Source organism: Nitrosospira sp. Nsp2 (assembly GCF_003050965.1).
Taxonomy (GTDB): domain Bacteria; phylum Pseudomonadota; class Gammaproteobacteria; order Burkholderiales; family Nitrosomonadaceae; genus Nitrosospira.
The window spans coordinates 103,575-121,665 of record NZ_QAOU01000005.1; the positions used below are offsets into that span (position 1 = coordinate 103,575).

The window sequence follows — 18,091 nt, forward strand, 5'->3', positions numbered from 1 at the left end:
GTCAATTCTGCTGCCTGCTCTATCCTGCCAACGGAGTGCGTAATTCACCTAGAGAGCGCGTAAACCCGTTATGCCGCCCTTCACAGGCGCCCCCACTAACTCCTTTTTCATGGGCGATTTACCGGGGAAAACCGGCTCTACATGGAGCGACCGAACCATTCGCTTTAAGTTCGCCACCGCACAGAACCCGATCGGGTTTTGTAATAAAACGAAGATGGACGCGCCTGAGCTGTATTCCCCCATATCTTCCGCCATAACAAATGGCCCAAGATAGCGTGAGAAGATTGCGGGCACGCGACCGCAGTCGCCAACGCTATGGACACAGCCGCTACCCTCAGGTAACAGGCAGGTACTCATAAATTCGAATCAAGGAACAATCATGAAAAAAATAATTTTTACCTTGTTCGCCGCGGGTTTTACCAACCTCGTATCCGCAGCAATTCCCCCTCTTAAAACTGAAGTCGTTGCCAGCGGATTTAATCGGCCCTTGTTTGCGACCGCGCCCAACGGAGATTCGCGGCTATTCATCGTGGAGCAGGGCGGCCTGGTCAAAGTCTTGCAAAACGGAGCTGTGCTGCCGACTCCGTTCCTTGATTTGTCGGCCAAGGTCGACACTACTGGCGAGCGCGGCCTTGTGGGCATGACGTTTGATCCCGGCTTTGAGACCAATCGGCGCTTCTATGTAGATTACATAGATAAGACCACACTTGATACTGTGGTAGCGACTTATCAGGCAAGCGCGTCACTACCCAACGTCGCCGATACGGCTACGGCCCAGACAATCCTGACCGTCGCGCAGCCTGAATTCGCCAATCACAAGGCTGGATGGATCGGTTTTCGCCCGGGAGAAGCTACGAACCTCTATATCGCGACTGGGGATGGCGGGTCTGCCAATGATCCTCAGAATCGGGCGCAAAATCTCAATGAGAATCTCGGCAAAATTTTACGGGTCGATGTGTCGGCTGATCGTTTTCCTGCCGACCCGACCCAATACGGCTATGGCATCCCAAGCGGCAACATCACGACCGGCAACCCTGAAATTTATGCCTCGGGTTTACGCAACCCATTTCGCGACAGCTTCGATCGGGAAACCGGTACTTTCTATATCGCCGATGTTGGTCAGAATCAGCGCGAGGAGATCAATATCGGCGCAGCCGGAGCCAACTATGGCTGGCGCAAGTTCGAGGGTACTCTAGTAAATTTCCCGGATGACCCTCCGGTGCCGAATCATACGCCACCTATCTTCGAATATAACAACGAAGGCAGTGCGGGCGTTATCGGCGGTTACGTATACCGTGGCGAGACGATTGACGGACTGGCGGGAACCTATTTTTTTGCGGACCTTGCAACCGACAAAGTCACTTCTTTCCGCTTCACTGAAGGCGGTGGCATTACTGAACTTACCGACCGCACTGCCGAACTCATCTCTCCGACCGGTATTTCCGGATCCATTACTTCCTTTGGCGAGGATGGATTTGGCAACCTCTATCTGGTGAGCTTTGATGGCGGCAAGATAGGAATGATCTCCGCCATACCGGAGCCGGAGGGCTGGGCCATGATGCTGGCGGGCATGGCCTTGGTTTCCGCATGGGTCCGGCGCCGGCAAAAAATCGCGGCGCCAGCGATGCCATTGTGATTCTCAGAGATAGCTGTCTGGCGGCTCGACACGAACGGGCGCGACGCAAGCGGCTCCAGCAGTAATATTCATGTTTCCCCCCAATTCTGGTGGGGGGACCATCCACCCGCCTCAAGCAGAGTCTCGGCTTGCCCCGTCTTTTCCCGTTTCACCCCCGAAACTATATTTCCCGATCGTAAGCCGTTAGAATAGGACATATTCCAATGCGCCAATCGAGGCGTGGGCAATCAGAGCGCATTGCCCGTTGTGACGGCGCCTCGTCAAAAGGACGCCATCCCAGCAGCCTCTTTCGCTACTCCCCATACCGCGATGACGCTTACCAGCTATGGACAGCTCTTGACCTTCAGCTTCGGCAACCTGTATTGTTCGGCACGTTAGCAGTTCGGAATTCCTATCCTTGAGCACGTACGCCGCCTCACATGAACTCCTGCACGGGATTCTGAAGCAGGTTTCCCGTTCGTTTTATCTCACGCTCAACGTGCTGCCGGATGGCGTGCGTGATCAGATGGGTTTGTCCTATCTGTTCGCGCGCGCAGCCGATACCATTGCCGACACGGACCTGATCGACCGTGCGCAACGCCTGAAATACCTGAATCAGTTCCGGGATCAATTTAAAACGGACGCGATTGACTGGGAGGCAGTGCGAGAGATTCAAACAGCTCTCGTTCCTCATCAGAAGGATTCCGGGGAAAGCATTCTGCTGCAACAGCTGGAAGATTGTTTCAAAGTGTATGAAAGATTCCCCAGCGACGACCGCCAGCGAATTCAGTGGTTGATGACGGTGCTGCCGCAGGGCATGGAGATGGATTTGACCCGCTTTCACGCCGAATCAAGCGGACAGCTCGCTGCTTTTTCCACACTGGACGAGTTGGACCGGTACACTTACTATGTCGCGGGATGTGTTGGCGAATTCTGGACCAGGATGGTCTGCGCGCACCGCCCGGGAATGGAGCGGTGGAATGTCGATGAGATGTCGGCCGTCGGCGTGAGGTTCGGCAAAGGGTTGCAACTTACCAATATCGTCAAGGATATCGCCCGGGATCTGCGAAATGGGCGCTGTTATGTGCCGGAATCGCTGCTCACGGAAGCAGGGTTGAAACCAGCGGATCTGCTGGTCGAAGCTAATCTGCCTCGGTTCAGGCCGGTTCTGCGTAAGCTTATCACGCTGGCGATGGAACACCTGGATGAAGGCTGGACCTATACCATGGCCATCCCCGTTTCTGAAATCCGCCAGCGGCTGGCCTGCATCTGGCCGATAATATTGGCCGGGGAGACCTTGAAGCGAGTCGCAGCAGCTGAGGATTTGTTGAACCCTGCGGTGAATGTCAAGGTACCCCGGAGCGTTGTATATCGGGTGATGGCAATCACGACCTTAACCTGCGCGAACGCGTTTGTGGCAACCTCTTACTGGAATCACGTGAGAGATCAGCTTGTCTGACCCGCAGCCGGGCTCAGTATTGTAGCGACGGATCGCCACCGTAGAAGCAAGGTAAAGGTGAGTCCTAGCGGCGGCTAAAAACTCATCCCACACGCCTCCCAATCGGTAACACGGCAATGCGAAACCCGACTTCATGGCAACCGTAACACCTACCACCGGTCTTGTTTCGACGGTCGGCCGCTGGCTCGATGCCAACATCCTCGCGCTCGGGCGGGAGATGCGGTTGTCGTACCTGCCCCCGCTGATGGTTTACGCCGCGGCCGGCATCTCCGGTCTCACGGCGATTGTAGGGACATTTTACGTCAAGGAGCGGCTGGGACTTTCCGCCGAGTTTCTGGCGGCACTTGGGTTCTGGATGATGCTGCCGTGGGCGCTGAAGATGCCGCTAGGTCATCTGGTTGACCTGCTGTGGCGCTGGAAAAGCTTGCTCGTGTACATGGGCGCGGGTCTGATCACACTGAGCGTGCTGATCATGATCGGCCTTCTCGGGCATCCGGAGGCCATGCGGGCAGTTGCGACAGTTGAAGCATGGTACATAGCCGCTGCAATGCTAGCGCCCGTTGGCTACGTACTTCAGGACGTAGTGGCCGATGCGATGACGGTGGAAGCAGTGCCGCGAGTGGATGAGCATGGCCAGCCGCTGTCGCCGGAAACTCGGAAGTCCATGCACGTCACCATGCAGACCCTGGGTCGAGTCGCCATCATTACGGGCGGGATACTGGTTTCCGTCGTTAACGTTTTCGTATTGCGAGGCGTGGGGGAGCTGCCCGAGTCGGAGAAAGCGGCTGCCTATTTATATGTCTACGAACTCGCCCTGATCATTCCGCTTGTTTCAGTGTGCGGGGTTGTGTTTGCCGCGTGGTTAAGGCGCCGGGACTTGGCGCGGTTTATGGCGCAAGGGCACAGCCGTGCAGAAAGTGAAGCAATGCTCGGCGCAGACACCATACCGCCACCGGTAAACTGGTGGATCTTGGGCGGCGGACTGGCCTTTACTGCAGTATCGCTGAGCGTCGGCCTCAGCCGTATTTCGGGTGGAGAGGAAATTATCTTCGCCATTTCCATGGCCATCGTATTATTCCTGATGTGGCGATTGACGGGGGAACTGCAACCCGAAGCGCGGAACGTGCTTGTTGGCACCGCCGTTCTCATATTTGTGTTCCGCGCCATACCGGGGCCGGGCGCCGGCTCAACATGGTGGATGATCGATAGTCTCGGTTTCGACCAGGAATTCCTTGCCACCCTATCGCTAATAGGCGCGATTCTGACGCTTTTCGGAATGTTTGTTTTCCGCCGCTTTATGGCCGAACGCTCAATTGCGTACATCGTAGGTTTTTTAACCGTGGCAGGGACACTGCTATCGCTGCCGACCATTGGCATGTATTTCGGACTGCATGAGTGGACCGCTGCCCTGACCGGCGGCGTCGTGGATGCGCGGTTTATTGCCGTGATCGATACCGCGCTGGAATCACCTCTCGGGCAGATCGCGATGATTCCGATGCTTGCCTGGATCGCCAACTCGGCACCAGACAATCTAAAAGCGACTTTTTTTGCGGTGATGGCGTCGTTCACCAACCTCGCCCTGTCCGCTTCGCAGCTTGCAACGAAGTACATGAACCAGATCTTCGTCGTGACTCGCGAGGTAAAGGACCCCGAAACGGGTCAGATCGTCGTTCCTGCAGATTACAGCGAACTGGGACTGTTATTGATTTTAGTGACCGCGATCGGGTTTGCACTGCCACTGCTGGTCATCCTGATCCTGAAATATACGCGCTTCCGCAACGCCTGAGAACTGGACGGGTGCGCTTGACAACGTTTGAGCCGGGGCACATCATTCGCCCGGACGAGGCGCTGGAACAAGGTGAATAATCATTTCGGTACGCGATTTCCTCCCCTGAGCCCAGCTGGGATTCGCGTATCCACAATTGCGGACCATAGCAAAATGCAACCCACATCGCGACAAGAACGCTGGATAACACCGTTTATGCTGCTGCTGATCGTTTTTGCGGCCTCAATGTCGTATTGGCTTTGGCGCGCCCATGCTCAGGTATCGCTGGAAATCGAGTTGGCCTGCCGCCTTCCTGGTGCCGAAGCATGCGCTTCGGCCAACGCGCGCTACATGAATAGTTTCTATGCTGCCTTGCTTTCGCAGATGTTACCCTGGATTCTTCCGTTTATCCCCGCGTTCATTTATGTCTTCTTTTTTCGTTGGCTCCGAAAAAACAAACCGCCACCTGAGGCTTAGTTCGGCAACATCACAGTGGATCCCTTCGCCAAGAGCATGACAAGGCAGACGCCCCCAAAACCACATCCCATCCTCGGGGGGACTTGTTCAGAGGTTCCCCAACGCCAGCGGAAGTTGTTCCTGCCGCGGAAGGGGCCCGCTTTCTGCAACGCTGCCCGACGATAGCGAGCTGGCGCGCACGCCCAATAGACGCAATCTTCGCTTGAGCGGCACGCGTCGGAGGCAGTCCTCGGCCGCGCGCCGAATGGCGATAGCATCGGCTGTTGGAAAAGGCAATGTAACGTCCCTGGTCACGGTGTGAAAATCGTCATAGCGTAACTTGATGCTGATGGTTCGGCCGACATAACCTTTGCGCTGGAGGTCGTGCGCCACCCCGCCGCAAAGTGAGGTAAAGACTTCCGACAGGATGTGGCGATCATACCGCGCGTGAAGGTCGCGCTCGAATGTTGTCTCACGACTGATCGACCTGGGCTCCCCATTGGTAACTACCGAGCGATCATCGATCCCGTGCGAGACCTCATGCAGCCAGCGACCGTAGCTGCGGCCAAAGTTTGACTGAAGAAAACCGGGGTCCGCCTCGGCCAGTTCGGCAATCGTAGTAATGCCCAGGGCCGCCAGCTTCTGGTTTGCCTTGGGGCCGATTCCGTTAATTTTTGCGACCGGCAAAGGCCAGATCCGTTCAGGAATATCTGTAAAGTCCAGGATGGTGAGGCCATCCGGCTTGTTCAAGTCCGAGCAGATTTTGGCTAGCAGTTTGTTGGGCGCAATGCCTATGGAGCAGGAAAGCGCCGTGCTTTCCCGCACCACCTGTTTGATACGCAGGGCAACCGTCCCCGACTCTTCGGGCAGACCGCTCAGATCAATGTAGATTTCATCAATGCCATGATCTTCGATGTGGGGCGCGATACTGGCAACCGCAGCTTTAAACAGATGTGAATAATGACGATAAGCGCGGAAATCGGCGGGAAGCAAAATTGCATCCGGCGCTAATTGCGCAGCTTTCATCAGGCCCATGCCGGAGGAAACCCCGAAAACGCGAGCTTCATAGGTTGCAGTAGTCACAACGCCACGGCCGGCGTAATTTCGCAGCCGCACAAAACGGCGAGTGCCGTCCTCCAGAAGCACCGGGCTTTCATCGCTTCGGCCACCGATCGCCACAGGCTGTCCGCGTAACTCAGGGTAGCGAAGCAACTCGACCGACGCATAAAACGCATCCATATCGAGATGAGCGATGCGACGGGGCCCTTTTAATTCCATTTCGTCAGGAAAAGCGGGGCGAGCCTAAATCGCTCATCAAATGTTCCGCAATGTCAGCAGCGGTGGCGTCGAAAGCGCCGAACGGGTCCCCATCAACCCCGCCACCGTCACGCCGACCACGCCGCCAGCCAAACCGGTCAGCCATATCCACGGATTGAAGGTGTAAGTCAGATTCAACGCATATTCACCGACGACATAGCCCAAGGCAGTCGCGCCTGCCGCAGCGAAAAGCCCGGCCAAGCCGCCAAGAATAGCAAATTCGGCTGCCCAGGCGCGCGCAAGTTGTCCCCGCTTTGCCCCTAGGGTACGGAAAATGGCAGCCTCATGAATGCGCTCATCCTGTGTAGACACGATTGCCGCATACAGTACCGCCAGTCCAGCAAGCAACGTGAACAGAAACACGAATTCCACGGCCTGGGTAACCTGCTCGATCATCTTCTGGACCTGGGTGATAATAGACGCCACGTCTATAACGAGAAGATTCGGAAAGGCTTTGATCAGTTGGTTTGTCAGATCCAGGGACCCCGGCGGCAGGTGGAAGCTGGTAATGTAGCTCGCCGGGTAATTTTCCAGCACGCCCGGTGGTGTCACTACAAAAAAATTGACGCGAAACGAGTCCCAATTCACTTTACGCAAGCTGGTGACTTCGGCGGAGAATGTACTGCCCGCGATATCGTATGTGAGCACATCGCCTATATTGATCCCAACCGTTTTCGCGATATCCTCCTCCATCGACAGTATCGCTTTCCCGCTGTCCCCTTCTTTCCACCACCGGCCTTTCACGATCTGGTTATCGCTCTGCATTTTGTCGGCCCATGACAAATTGAATTCCCGCTCCACCAGGCGTTTTGCGCGTATATCCACAAAATCCTCGGATGCAATTGGCTTGTCGTTGATAGCAGTCAGGCGACCCCGCACCATCGGGAAAATCGGCGGTTGCGCCAATTTATGACGAATAAAAAATTCCGCCAGCGGCTGTAGCTGGTCTTTCTGAATATTGACCAGAAAATGGTTAGGCGCGTCGGGCGGCAGGCTGGTGCGCCAATTTTGCAGCAGGTCGTCCCGAATCAGTGTCAGCGCGAGCAGCGCCATTAGCCCCAACCCCAATGCAACTGCCTGTACTACGCTGGCAGTGGCTCGGCGCCGGATGCTTGCCAGGCCGTAGCGCCACGGACCCCCTGTCCGGCTACGCATGTGCGTCAGGGCGTTAACCAATACGAACCCGATTAATCCAAATACTGCTATGGCGGCAGTGAAGCCGCCAATGACCGATGCACCCAAGCGTATATCGCCCGCTTTCCAGAGAAAAAGCGCAGATAATGCAGCCAGTCCCAGCACATATCCCGTTATGCTATAGCTGTTCGGCAAGCCAATATCCCTCCGGAGGACCCGCAAGGCAGGCACGCTGCGCAAATTGAGCAAGGGTGGCAGTGCAAAACCAAGCAATAACACCATCCCGCTCAGCAGGCCATGTATGGCTGGCCATATGCTCGGCCAGGGCAACTCCGCTTCCACCCAGCCTGAAAGCCAGAAAGTCAGCATCTGCTGTGCGATGAAGCCGAGCAGGCAACCAATGCCGCTCGCGATCAGCCCCAATGTAAGGAAGTGATAAAGGTACAGGCGCAACATCGCTGACTGACTCGCACCCAGACACCGCATTACGGCACAGCCATCCAGATGGCGTTGGGTGAAGCGGCGCACGGCGAGCGCTGCCGCGGCTGCCGCCAGCACGACGCTTGCAAGAGCAGCGAGACTTAGAAATTTTTCCGCCCGCTCCAATGCGGCTTTGATTTCGGGGCGGGCGTCGCGTATGCCTTCAATTCGTTCACCAAGCATCAAACGCGATTGGGCCCAACTGCGGAAACGCTCCACTGCGCCGGATTCCCCCGCAACCAGCAGACGGTAGCTGATCCGGCTGCCTTGCTGCACCAGGCCGGTCGCCGGCAAATCGGCCGCATTGATCAGCAACCTTGGTCGGAGATTGATAAAGCCGATGGAATAGTCAGGCTCCTGGGTTATGAGGGCGGCAACCGTTAGGGTCGCCGCCCCCACTTCAATCATCTCGCCCCGTTTCAACTCAAGGCGTACCATTAGTTTCTCGTCTACCCATGCCGAGCCGGACGCGGGAATTGAGTGGGCAGCCTGGGCAGTCTGGGCCGAGGCATCGCCAAAATGCTCACTGATGCGAAGATCGCCACGCAATGGATAACCCTCAGTCACGGCCTTGATTTCTGTCAAGAGACTATTGTCCCCTTTCGCGACCATGCTGGGAAACTTGAGCGCGGTGGAAATGTTCAACCCGCGACGTTTCGCCTCCGCGGCATAATGCGGGGGAAGCGCATGATCGGAGAAAATGATCAGATCGGCCCCCAGCAACTGGTTACCCTGACGAGAAAGGGCCAACTGCACGCGGTCAGCAAAAAATCCAACTGTGGTCATTCCCCCCACTGCAATGACGAGCGCAAAAGCCAGTACCCTCAATTCGCCTGCGCGCCAATCGCGGCGAAGCATCCGCAATGAAAGTTTGAATAGGTTCATGTAGTCGCGACGGCCGTTATGTTGGTGGCTCTGGGAATATGAGATACAAGCAGCGAATGGATTCAGCTTAACAGGGCTGCAACCTTTATCGGTCCGTATTACTAAATTTGCGTTCGCGGCCCGGAATATCGGTGGTTTGAATCATCATCGTCAAGCTAAACGCCGGCTGATCCGGCCCCGGCAATCCTGGCGGCGGATATAAGATAAAAATTCAAAAATGGCATTAAGCGAAAATAGGGCCTGTTCTGCCTGACAGGAACGCCGGCTCGCCCGTGAGTCAAGGCTCATCCCGCTCAAATTTGGGAAAAATCATTGTGCCAGGATAATGCCTCTTCCCCCATTTAACGATGACTTCCAATACCGGCCCCAGGTCCTTGCCCTTCTCCGTAAGGAAATATTCGTAGCGCACCGGCCTATGTTGGTAAGCTCGCCGGACCACCAGCCCGACGCCCTCCATTTTCTTCAACCGATCGGCAAGTATGTTTGAGGCAATACGCTCCGGCGAGGCTATCAAATCCTGGTAACGGCATTTGCCCAGCATCAGGTCCCGGATAATCAGCAGCGTCCACTTGTCGCCAAAAATATCCAGCGCGTTTGTAACGGGACAAACAGACCGCAAGAACGGTTCTTCCTGCGTCGGTTGAGTGCCAGGTGAGTCTGTAGGGTCTGAAGTTGGGGGCTTCGCAGGCATGCTTGTAATGGAGAACGCTCTGTAGAAAGAATTATAATGTAGTTTAATTACTTGCATTTTGCAAGGTAACGTTAGTGGGCTACGCTTTTTCTCGCGAGCGTATGCCCATAAAAGCTCAAACGTATTGCGACTGTTCGCCGAAATAATCGGCCATATTGATACCTTTCCAATTAGAACGTGCCCGGGGGTAACCCCGAATCTCAAACAGGAATCTCCGGCGGACGATGGAAACTAAATACGCTATCAGGACGACGCTCCTGTTTATCGTGCGCAAGAGCAGGTTGCCTATGCCCGGCATCGGTTGCTCGAGCAGAAGAGATTTTCCACGCGGATATGGGCGGTATTGATATTGTCCCGCGACCCTCGGGATAAGGAATATTTTCCGGTCGATCAGCTGACCCGCCAGATGCGATGCTATGGTTTTCTGATCAATAGCGTCGGCCCCCGATCAAGTCTCCGCTCAAGTAGCACGGCGTATTGAAGAGCAAGCCAACGGGTTACGTTGAAAGAATCAAGCCGCTCTCTGAGCGGATTTGGGCTCCGCCAGGGTCAAGCAGTAATGCACCGGTAGATTCCGCAGTTATCAGGTAATAGTGCGGTCCCAGGAGAATGCCGATATCTTACAGGCCGTTGGTACCGTTCCCGACGGCTAGCGCCGAGACCAAAAAAAATGCCCGCAGATTTTACTCTGCGGGGCATTAGTGGCTATTTACCAATCCATGCTCACGTAAACAAAATCAGTACGGTTCGCATGGGCACCTAGCTTAATACGCCGCCAGGAAAATATCGCTCGCGTCGAGCTCCGGCGCACCGACCAGTTTAGCCAGGTCAGTCGCGCCATGTCCGCCCTTACCGTCGGCATCGAACGACAGAACACCTGTTTTTTCGTTGTAAACGAAGAAATCGTCCTTATCCTCCGCTTTACCCCACTTATTGCTGGCGAAATTATCGTCGTCAAGCTCACCTTTCTTCAAATCGTTGCGGCGGCCTTCAATCGCGTCATTGACGTCCTTCAGGCTGAACTGCAGGGTGTCTTCTCCTGACTTGAAGCCATCGATTTTGTCGAAGCCGTTGGACCACTTGGTTACACCGCTGAACACGATGGTGTCTTCGCCTCTGCCGCCGTCGATTTTGTCATCGCCTCTGCCGCCCTCGATTTTGTCATCGCCTCTGCCGCCAAAGATCGTGTCGTTGCCGCCCTTGCCAAACAGCTTGTCATCACCCCCGCGGCCATCGATAAAGTCGTTGCCGTTCCCACCCTCGAGCTTGTCGTCGCCTCTCGTGCCAACTATGTATTTGCCATAGTGACTGTAGTTGTGATCGGCGTAGCTGTCATGGTCTTCCCGTTCGCCATAATCCTTCCCGTTCTGGTCCCTGTAATCATTTTTCTTGTCATCCTTCCGATCATCGTCCTTCTTGTCGTCGTCATCCTTCTTGGCGTGCTTGTCATCCTTCTTGTCATCGTCCTTCTTGTCGTCGTCGTCCTTCCGATGATCATCCTTCTTCTTGTCGTCATCGTCCTTCTTGGCGTGCTTGTCGTCCTTCCTGTCATCGTCCTTCTTGTCGTCGTCGTCCTTCCGATGATCATCCTTCTTCTTGTCGTCATCGTCCTTCTTGGCATGCTTGTCGTCCTTCCTGTCATCGTCCTTCCGGTGGTCATCGTCCTTCCGATGATCATCCTTCTTCTTGTCGTCATCGTCCTTCTTGGCGTTCTTGTCGTCCTTCCGGTGGTCATCGTCCTTCCGGTGGTCATCGTCCTTCCGATGATCATCCTTCTTCTTGTCGTCATCGTCCTTCTTGGCGTTCTTGTCATCCTTCCGGTGGTCATCGTCCTTCCGGTGGTCATCGTCCTTCCGATGATCATCCTTCTTCTTGTCGTCATCGTCCTTCTTGGCGTTCTTGTCGTCCTTCCGGTGATCGTCATTCCGGTGATCGTCCTTCTTATTCTTGTTGTCGTCCTTATAGTCGTCCTTATGATCGTCGTTCTTGCCGCGACCCAGAGTTGCTGTGATATCTAAAGTTGCTATAGCCATGTGAAGTTCTCCTGAGAGTGAGTTTAACTAAAGATTGCAGTTCGCAACTGTTGGCGAATCAGGTTCGCTTAGAACCTGATCGCAGGCACAGAGTATTTATTGTTCGGAATCAGGTTGCTCCCTCTCACTCAACCTTGAGACATTCCGCTTTGCTTTGCACGCTGCGTGTTTGTGGTGTAGCAGTTACCATGCCAATCTTCCTATGTCGTTAAATTTACTTAAGGTTGTTTATAAATCATCGTCACGCCACTACCCCTGACCTGAGATGTCCGTCGTCAACAAGCGCGACAACAAATCTGTTGAGCAAGAGACTTAGGGCGACTAAGCTATTGAGCCTTAATACTAATACACAGTGTCGCCTCACAACGACACTGCCGACTGCTTATCGCCTGTTTTAGGCATTAATGTAACGCCCTGAACACGATCAAGCGTTGTCGTCAAAAAACGACAACGGTATTGATTGAAGAATGTGAAAAACAGAACCCTTGACCGTCTAAATTGCGATTCGAGCACGCTTTGGCAGACCCGCGGCGAGACCGGGGCGCGCCTCAAACGCAACCACTTGTCGCATCCGTGCAGGACTTGAATAGGTATGGCTTGGGCGGACAGTGCATTACGTTACGTTATGTTACGTCACGCCAATTCGGACGTGCCATCCCTGGCAATCTAGCGGTCAGTTAGCGTTTCGGGCAGTACGCGACTGCTCAGGTAGCTCGGCCAGCCTCCGTAGCGGCTGATATCGATCGCACCAGCAATTGCATAACGCTCACACAGGAAGCCTTGTACCGCGTCACCGCTCGCCAGCGTGATGGTCCCAATACCGAGCGGGACCGGGATGCCAGCAACAAAGCCGCCGAATTCGCGTTCGGGCATCTCCCAAACCTCGACATCGATGGACGTTCCTGGCTCATTCGCCTCAACATGCACCAATCCTGGACGATGCGGCGGCCCCCCGGGCAAGGCGTAGAGTTTGTAGTCTGAAGAGGTCGTGGTTTTGGTCACGAGCCTTCCATTGCGGCCCGTCAGTTCCCCATTCAACGGCAGGCCGGACAAATGCGCTCCGCACACAGCCACCCTTACCCAGCCCGGCTGCCGGCTCGCACAACCCGTCAGCTTTGATGAGTCGTTTGGCAAAGGTGTTGAAGGTCTTTGCGGTGACGAAGGTTTTTGCAAGGTCATGCCCGTTGCGCCAAGTGGAAGCGCATGGGTTTGTTGCAAGCGCTCCGCTAAATGTAGCAGCGGGATGTCGCGGTGAGCTTGGGCCACCAGTGTTATGCCAAAGGGCAGCCCATCATTTTGAAACCCAGCCGGCACGGCGACGGCGGAGTAATCGAGAAGATTGACAAAATTGGTGTAGTAACCAAGATTCGCATTGAGCCGCACGGGATCCTGCTGCATCGCACGAATCGTATAAATCGTTCCTGCGGTGGGTGTCAGCAGGCAATCGACTTTAGCCTCCGTCCATATCCGCTCAGTCTCGCGCTTGAGCCTGCGCAACTCATATTCGCCTTCACAGGCATCCGCTGCCGAATAACGGTTGGCGCCTCCTATGATCTCCCGCACAGGTGCAACCACCTGATCGCTGTGCGAGTCGAAAAAATCCCTGATTGCGGCATAACGTTCAGCTACCCACGGACCTTCGTAGAGCAGGCGCGCGGTCTCCAGAAACGGAGCGAAGTCTATCTCGGCAGCGGTGCCACCCAGCGCCTCCATGCTTGCCACTGCCCGACCGAACAGCCGCGCAGCGTCCTGATTACCAAAGAATTGAAGCTGATGCTGGCGAGGGACGCCAAAGCGGAAGCGGCGGCCGCTAATGCTGAAATCGAAAACATGCTCCTTTCTCTGGCGAGAATAAACGTCCTCCTCGTCATACCCGGCGGATACTTCCAGAATGCGACGGGCATCGGTGGCGGTAAAGGCGAAGATGGAAACACAATCGAGCGAACGACAGGCCGGCACCACGCCCCTTGTGGACAGCCAGCCCCGGGTCGGCTTATACCCGATCAAATTATTGAAAGCCGCGGGAACTCTGCCGGAACCCGCCGTATCCGTTCCGAGACTGAAACACACCATTCCTTTTGCCAGCGCCACTGCCGAGCCGGAGCTTGATCCGCCTGAAATATAATCCGGGTTGAATGCGTTCTGGCACGCGCCGTATGGCGACCGCGTCCCGTTCAGTCCAGTGGCGAACTGATCAAGGTTGGTCTTCCCGATGGGAATCGCGCCGGCATCGATCAATCTCTGCACCACGGTTGCATTCTTTTGCGGCGTGTAGGCATACGCCGGGCAGGCCGCCGTGGTTGGGAGACCGGCCAGATCAATATTATCCTTGATTGCAAAGGGAATGCCGTACAGCGGCAGGGCGTCCATTTCCGCGGCCCTCGCCTCCATTGCGGACGCATACTGGCGCAACGCCTCGAGGGGCATTATGGATATCCAGGCGCTGTTGTCATTATTCCGGATGTGCCGGTGCACCGTCTCCACCATCCGGCTCGGGGTGAGTTCGCCGCTCGCATAGCGTTTCAGGAGGGTTTCGATATCACCCAGATATCCGGGTGACGGCCGTTTATCCATATTCATTCTTCTTGAACAATAAGGAGCATCTGCCCGGCGGAGACGTGCGCTCCTTCTTTGCAAAATAATTGCCCTACCCTGCCCGCCACCGGAGCGGCCACCGGGAATTCCATCTTCATGGACTCGACTACCAGAACGGTATCGCCTTCTTTCACGCAGTCGCCTTTCTGCACCAGGAGTTTCCACACCGTGCCCGTAACGTGTGCGCTAATGGCGCGTGCTCCGTCAGGCAGATCCAGCTCACTCTGCGTATCCGCTTCCTCCAGTACGATCTCGCTGATGTATTCAGCCTTACCCTCGGATTTCCACCGTTCGCGCTCCGCTTCAAACGCAGCCTGCTGGCTCTTCTTAAAGGCGCTGATCGACGCCGCGTTCTGTTTGAGAAAAGCGTTGTACTGTTTTAAACTGAAAGTGGTATCTTCGATGCGCAGCTTGAAGTGACCGGTAATGAAGTCGCTGCGGAGCTTGAGCAATTCGCTCTCGCTTACCGGATAAAAACGGATCTGGTCGAAAAAACGCAGGAGCCAGGGTTTCCCGCCTGCGAAATCGGCTGTCTGACGATACCGGTTCCACATCTGCACGGTGCGCCCAACGAATTGGTATCCGCCCGGGCCCTCCATGCCATAGATGCAGAGATACGCGCCCCCTATGCCCACCGCATTCTCTGGCGTCCAGGTTCGTGCGGGATTGTACTTCGTGGTAACGAGCCGGTGGCGCGGGTCCACCGGCGTGGCGACAGGCGCGCCGAGGTATACGTCGCCCAATCCAAGCACCAGGTAGCTCGCCTCAAAAACGGTATGCTGCACCTCTTCAATGTTGTCCAGCCCATTGATCCTTCGGATGAACTCGAGGTTGCTCGGGCACCACGGCGCGTCGTTTCGCACCGACTGCATATATTTCTCGATTGCCAGCCGCGTTGCCCCGTCATCCCAGGATAACGGGAGGTGCACGATGCGCGACGGGACCTCAACGTGCTCTATATCCGGTAATTTCTTTTCTGTTGCCAACAGGATGTCCAGCAGCTTGTCGCGCGACAGCAGTGTTGAATCAAAGTGGACTTGCAGCGAGCGGATGCCTGGCGTCAGATCCAGGATGCCCTCGAGTTCCCGGGTATCTACCGAGTGCTGCAACGATTGCATAAGCGCATGGGCGCGAAAGCGCAAATTCAGGTCAAGTTCCAGCGGCCCATACTCCACCAGAAAATTCTTGTCACCTGCCTGGCGGTAAATCACCTGTACCTGTCCGCTGCTCTGCGGCGTAAAGTGCAGGACCGGAGTTGCAGTGGCCGCCGACCCTGCCTCAGGCGCAGCCGTTGCGGCTTGCGTCTGCCTCAGGTCCCTGATGGCCATCTCCTGCAGTTTCTCCTGGGCAAGTGCCTGATCCATCGACATAGGCCGGAAGCGTACGCTATCGCCCGGCTTGAGTTGCCCAATTTTCCATAGTTCGGCGTGGACGATTGTGGCCGGGCAAACGAAGCCGCCAAGACTGGGGCCGTCCGGCCCGAGAATCACCGGCATGTCGCCGGTGAAATCGACCGTGCCAATCGCATATGCGTTGTCGTGTATATTTGACGGATGCAACCCCGCTTCGCCGCCGTCGCTGCGCGACCACTGGGGTTTGGGACCGATGAGGCGCACGCCGCTGCGACTTGAGTTGTAATGCACCTCCCAGTCAACGGCGAAAAAGGTTTCTATATCCTCCTCGGTAAAAAAATCCGGCGCTCCATGCGGGCCGTACAGCACGCCAATGTCCCATCTGTCGCGGTAATCGGGAACCAGTTCATCCGGCAACGCCGCCCGAGAGGGGGAGTCGGGAAGCAACCTCGCTTCGACGATATGCAGCACATCACCGGTCAGAAGCGCGCGTCCCGCATGACCCCCGAACTGACCGAGCGTAAAGGTGGATTTACTTCCCAGATAATCCGGAACCTCAAAACCGCCGTGTACCGCCAGATAAGACCGGCAACCGTGATTCACGAGTTTCCCGAGCTGAACCACTGCGCCAGCCCTTACTTCGTGCGCTCGCCATTGCACAAGAGGCTCACCATCCAGCCGCACGTCTATGGGCGCGCCGCATATTGCGATCACGCTATCGCAATTGAAGCGCAGCGTCGGGCCCGCAAGCGTAATCTCGAGCCCAGCCTTGCCGCTGTCATTATCGACCAGGCGATTCGCCAGACGGAACGCCAAGCCATCCATGGGTCCGGATGGCGGCACTCCCACGCTCCAATAACCGGTTCGCCCCGGGTAATCCTGCACGGTGGTCTGCACGCCCGGACTGAGAACATCGATGGTATGGGCAATGTAATGAAAGCCATTCAGAAAGGCGGTCGTATGGCGCCCAGCCTGGAATGCGGTACTGCGGAGAATCTGTTTAAGGTAGTCGAGATTCGTTTCGACGCCGTGCAGAGAGGTCGCATCCAGCGCAGCATGCAATCGGGTTATGGCCTCCTCACGATCTGCGGCATGCACGATGATTTTAGCCAGCATCGGATCATAAAAAGGAGAAACCTCGACCCCGCGCTCCACCCAGGTTTCAACACGCGCCTCGGATGGTTTTGGAAAAAAGGCGCCCGTAAGCACGCCACAGGAAGGCTGAAACTCCCTCGCGGGATTTTCCGCGTACACACGCGCTTGAATCGACGCGCCACCCGGCTTGACCTTGAACGACTCCAACGGGAGCAAGTCTCCCGCCGCCTGCAGGACCATCCACTCCACCAGGTCGATGCCGGTCACTTCTTCGGTCACGCCGTGTTCAACCTGCAGACGCGTATTCACTTCCAGAAAATAGAATTCATCCGTGGATGCGTCCAGAATAAACTCCACCGTCCCGGCGGACTGATAATTGACCGACTTGGCCAAACGAACCGCGGCATCCAGCAGGGCCTTGCGCACGGATGAAGGCAGATTTGGCGCCGGCGTTTCTTCGATGACCTTCTGATTGCGCCGTTGCATGGAGCAGTCGCGCTCCCCCAGCGCGATCACCTCACCCTTGCCATCACCAAAAATTTGCACTTCGATGTGACGGGCATTCGCGATATATTTTTCGAGGAACAGTCCTGCGTCGCTGAAATTATTCCGTGCCAGATATTTCACGGATTCGTAGGCTCCGCTCAACTCATCCCTGTTCCAGCACAGGCGCATGCCAATGCCACCGCCTCCGGCGGTGCTTTTCAGCATGACCGGATAGCCGATATGCCCAGCGTAGCGAAATGCCTCCTCCACATCGGCGAGCAAGCCAGTCCCGGGCAGCAGCGGCAAACCGTTCTGCGAAGCGAGTTCCCTTGCCGTATGCTTCAGGCCGAAATCACGCATTTGTTTCGGACTCGGGCCGATAAAACATATACCGTGCGCACTGCATTGTTCGGCAAAATCCGCCTTCTCGCTCAAGAATCCATAGCCGGGGTGTATCGCTTGCGCCCCCGTGCGCTGGGCGAGTTCCAGAATCTTGTCGGCACGCAGATAGCTATCCGCCGCTACCCCGCTACCAATGCAATAGGCTTCGTCTGCTTCCAACGCATGCCGCGACAGTGCATCAGCCGCAGTATAGACTGCTACGCTTTTCACATTCATGCGTTGAAGCGTGCGAATAATACGGCAGGCGATGGCGCCACGATTGGCGATCAAAACTTTCTCGAACATACCTTATTCCTGAGTTATGCAGTCATGGCAGGCTTGCCATC

Annotated in this window: 10 protein-coding genes; 4 read left to right on the forward strand and 6 right to left on the reverse strand. The window is 55.8% G+C overall.

Annotated features, from left to right (window positions below):
• Positions 1 to 379: 379 nt before the first annotated feature.
• From C8R31_RS11805 to C8R31_RS11820, 4 genes are all read left to right on the forward strand, one after another.
• Positions 380 to 1,636 (forward strand): PQQ-dependent sugar dehydrogenase, encoded by a 1,257-nt coding sequence (locus C8R31_RS11805; protein WP_107694272.1) that lies wholly within the window; start codon positions 380 to 382, stop codon positions 1,634 to 1,636.
• A gap of 397 nt (positions 1,637 to 2,033) precedes the next feature.
• Positions 2,034 to 3,074 (forward strand): phytoene/squalene synthase family protein, encoded by a 1,041-nt coding sequence (locus tag C8R31_RS11810; RefSeq protein WP_107694273.1) that lies wholly within the window; start codon positions 2,034 to 2,036, stop codon positions 3,072 to 3,074.
• Positions 3,075 to 3,207: 133 nt separating this feature from the next.
• Positions 3,208 to 4,860 carry a hypothetical protein gene (locus C8R31_RS11815; RefSeq protein WP_107694274.1) on the forward strand — a complete coding sequence of 551 codons (1,653 nt, stop codon included), beginning with the start codon at positions 3,208 to 3,210 and terminating at the stop codon, positions 4,858 to 4,860.
• Positions 4,861 to 5,055: 195 nt separating this feature from the next.
• Positions 5,056 to 5,316 (forward strand): hypothetical protein, encoded by a 261-nt coding sequence (locus tag C8R31_RS11820; protein WP_258192687.1) that lies wholly within the window; start codon positions 5,056 to 5,058, stop codon positions 5,314 to 5,316.
• Between the two features lie 87 nt (positions 5,317 to 5,403).
• Here the strand turns inward: C8R31_RS11820 and dinB are convergent, their stop codons facing one another.
• The 6 genes from dinB to uca form a co-directional block, all read right to left on the reverse strand.
• Positions 5,404 to 6,573 (reverse strand): DNA polymerase IV, encoded by a 1,170-nt coding sequence (dinB, locus tag C8R31_RS11825; protein ID WP_107694275.1) that lies wholly within the window; start codon positions 6,571 to 6,573, stop codon positions 5,404 to 5,406.
• A 36-nt stretch (positions 6,574 to 6,609) separates the two neighbouring features.
• The gene (locus C8R31_RS11830) at positions 6,610 to 9,111 is read right to left on the reverse strand and encodes an ABC transporter permease (RefSeq protein ID WP_107694276.1); all 2,502 of its coding nucleotides are present in this window, start codon (positions 9,109 to 9,111) and stop codon (positions 6,610 to 6,612) included.
• Positions 9,112 to 9,388: 277 nt separating this feature from the next.
• Positions 9,389 to 9,730, reverse strand: a complete 342-nt coding sequence (locus C8R31_RS11835) for a helix-turn-helix domain-containing protein (RefSeq protein ID WP_258192688.1) — start codon at positions 9,728 to 9,730, stop codon at positions 9,389 to 9,391.
• 836 nt (positions 9,731 to 10,566) lie between these two features.
• The gene (locus tag C8R31_RS11845; protein ID WP_107694278.1) at positions 10,567 to 11,835 is read right to left on the reverse strand and encodes a calcium-binding protein; all 1,269 of its coding nucleotides are present in this window, start codon (positions 11,833 to 11,835) and stop codon (positions 10,567 to 10,569) included.
• Positions 11,836 to 12,501: 666 nt separating this feature from the next.
• Positions 12,502 to 14,409: an allophanate hydrolase gene (gene atzF / locus C8R31_RS11850; RefSeq protein WP_107694371.1), complete on the reverse strand. Its 1,908-nt coding sequence runs from the start codon at positions 14,407 to 14,409 to the stop codon at positions 12,502 to 12,504.
• Positions 14,410 to 14,411: 2 nt separating this feature from the next.
• Positions 14,412 to 18,050, reverse strand: coding sequence for an urea carboxylase (gene uca / locus C8R31_RS11855; RefSeq protein WP_107694279.1), 3,639 nt, complete (start codon positions 18,048 to 18,050; stop codon positions 14,412 to 14,414).
• Between the last annotated feature and the right edge of the window lie 41 nt (positions 18,051 to 18,091).

Excerpts from the sequence above, each read along its gene's own strand:
- C8R31_RS11805 (WP_107694272.1), top strand. The coding sequence starts at position 380 with ATGAAAAAAATAATTTTTACCTTGTTCGCCGCGGGTTTTACCAACCTC.
- C8R31_RS11815 (WP_107694274.1), top strand. The coding sequence starts at position 3,208 with ATGGCAACCGTAACACCTACCACCGGTCTTGTTTCGACGGTCGGCCGC.
- C8R31_RS11820 (WP_258192687.1), top strand. The coding sequence starts at position 5,056 with ATGCTGCTGCTGATCGTTTTTGCGGCCTCAATGTCGTATTGGCTTTGG.
- dinB (WP_107694275.1), bottom strand. The coding sequence starts at position 6,573 with ATGGAATTAAAAGGGCCCCGTCGCATCGCTCATCTCGATATGGATGCG.
- C8R31_RS11830 (WP_107694276.1), bottom strand. The coding sequence starts at position 9,111 with ATGAACCTATTCAAACTTTCATTGCGGATGCTTCGCCGCGATTGGCGC.
- C8R31_RS11845 (WP_107694278.1), bottom strand. The coding sequence starts at position 11,835 with ATGGCTATAGCAACTTTAGATATCACAGCAACTCTGGGTCGCGGCAAG.
- atzF (WP_107694371.1), bottom strand. The coding sequence starts at position 14,409 with ATGGATAAACGGCCGTCACCCGGATATCTGGGTGATATCGAAACCCTC.
- uca (WP_107694279.1), bottom strand. The coding sequence starts at position 18,050 with ATGTTCGAGAAAGTTTTGATCGCCAATCGTGGCGCCATCGCCTGCCGT.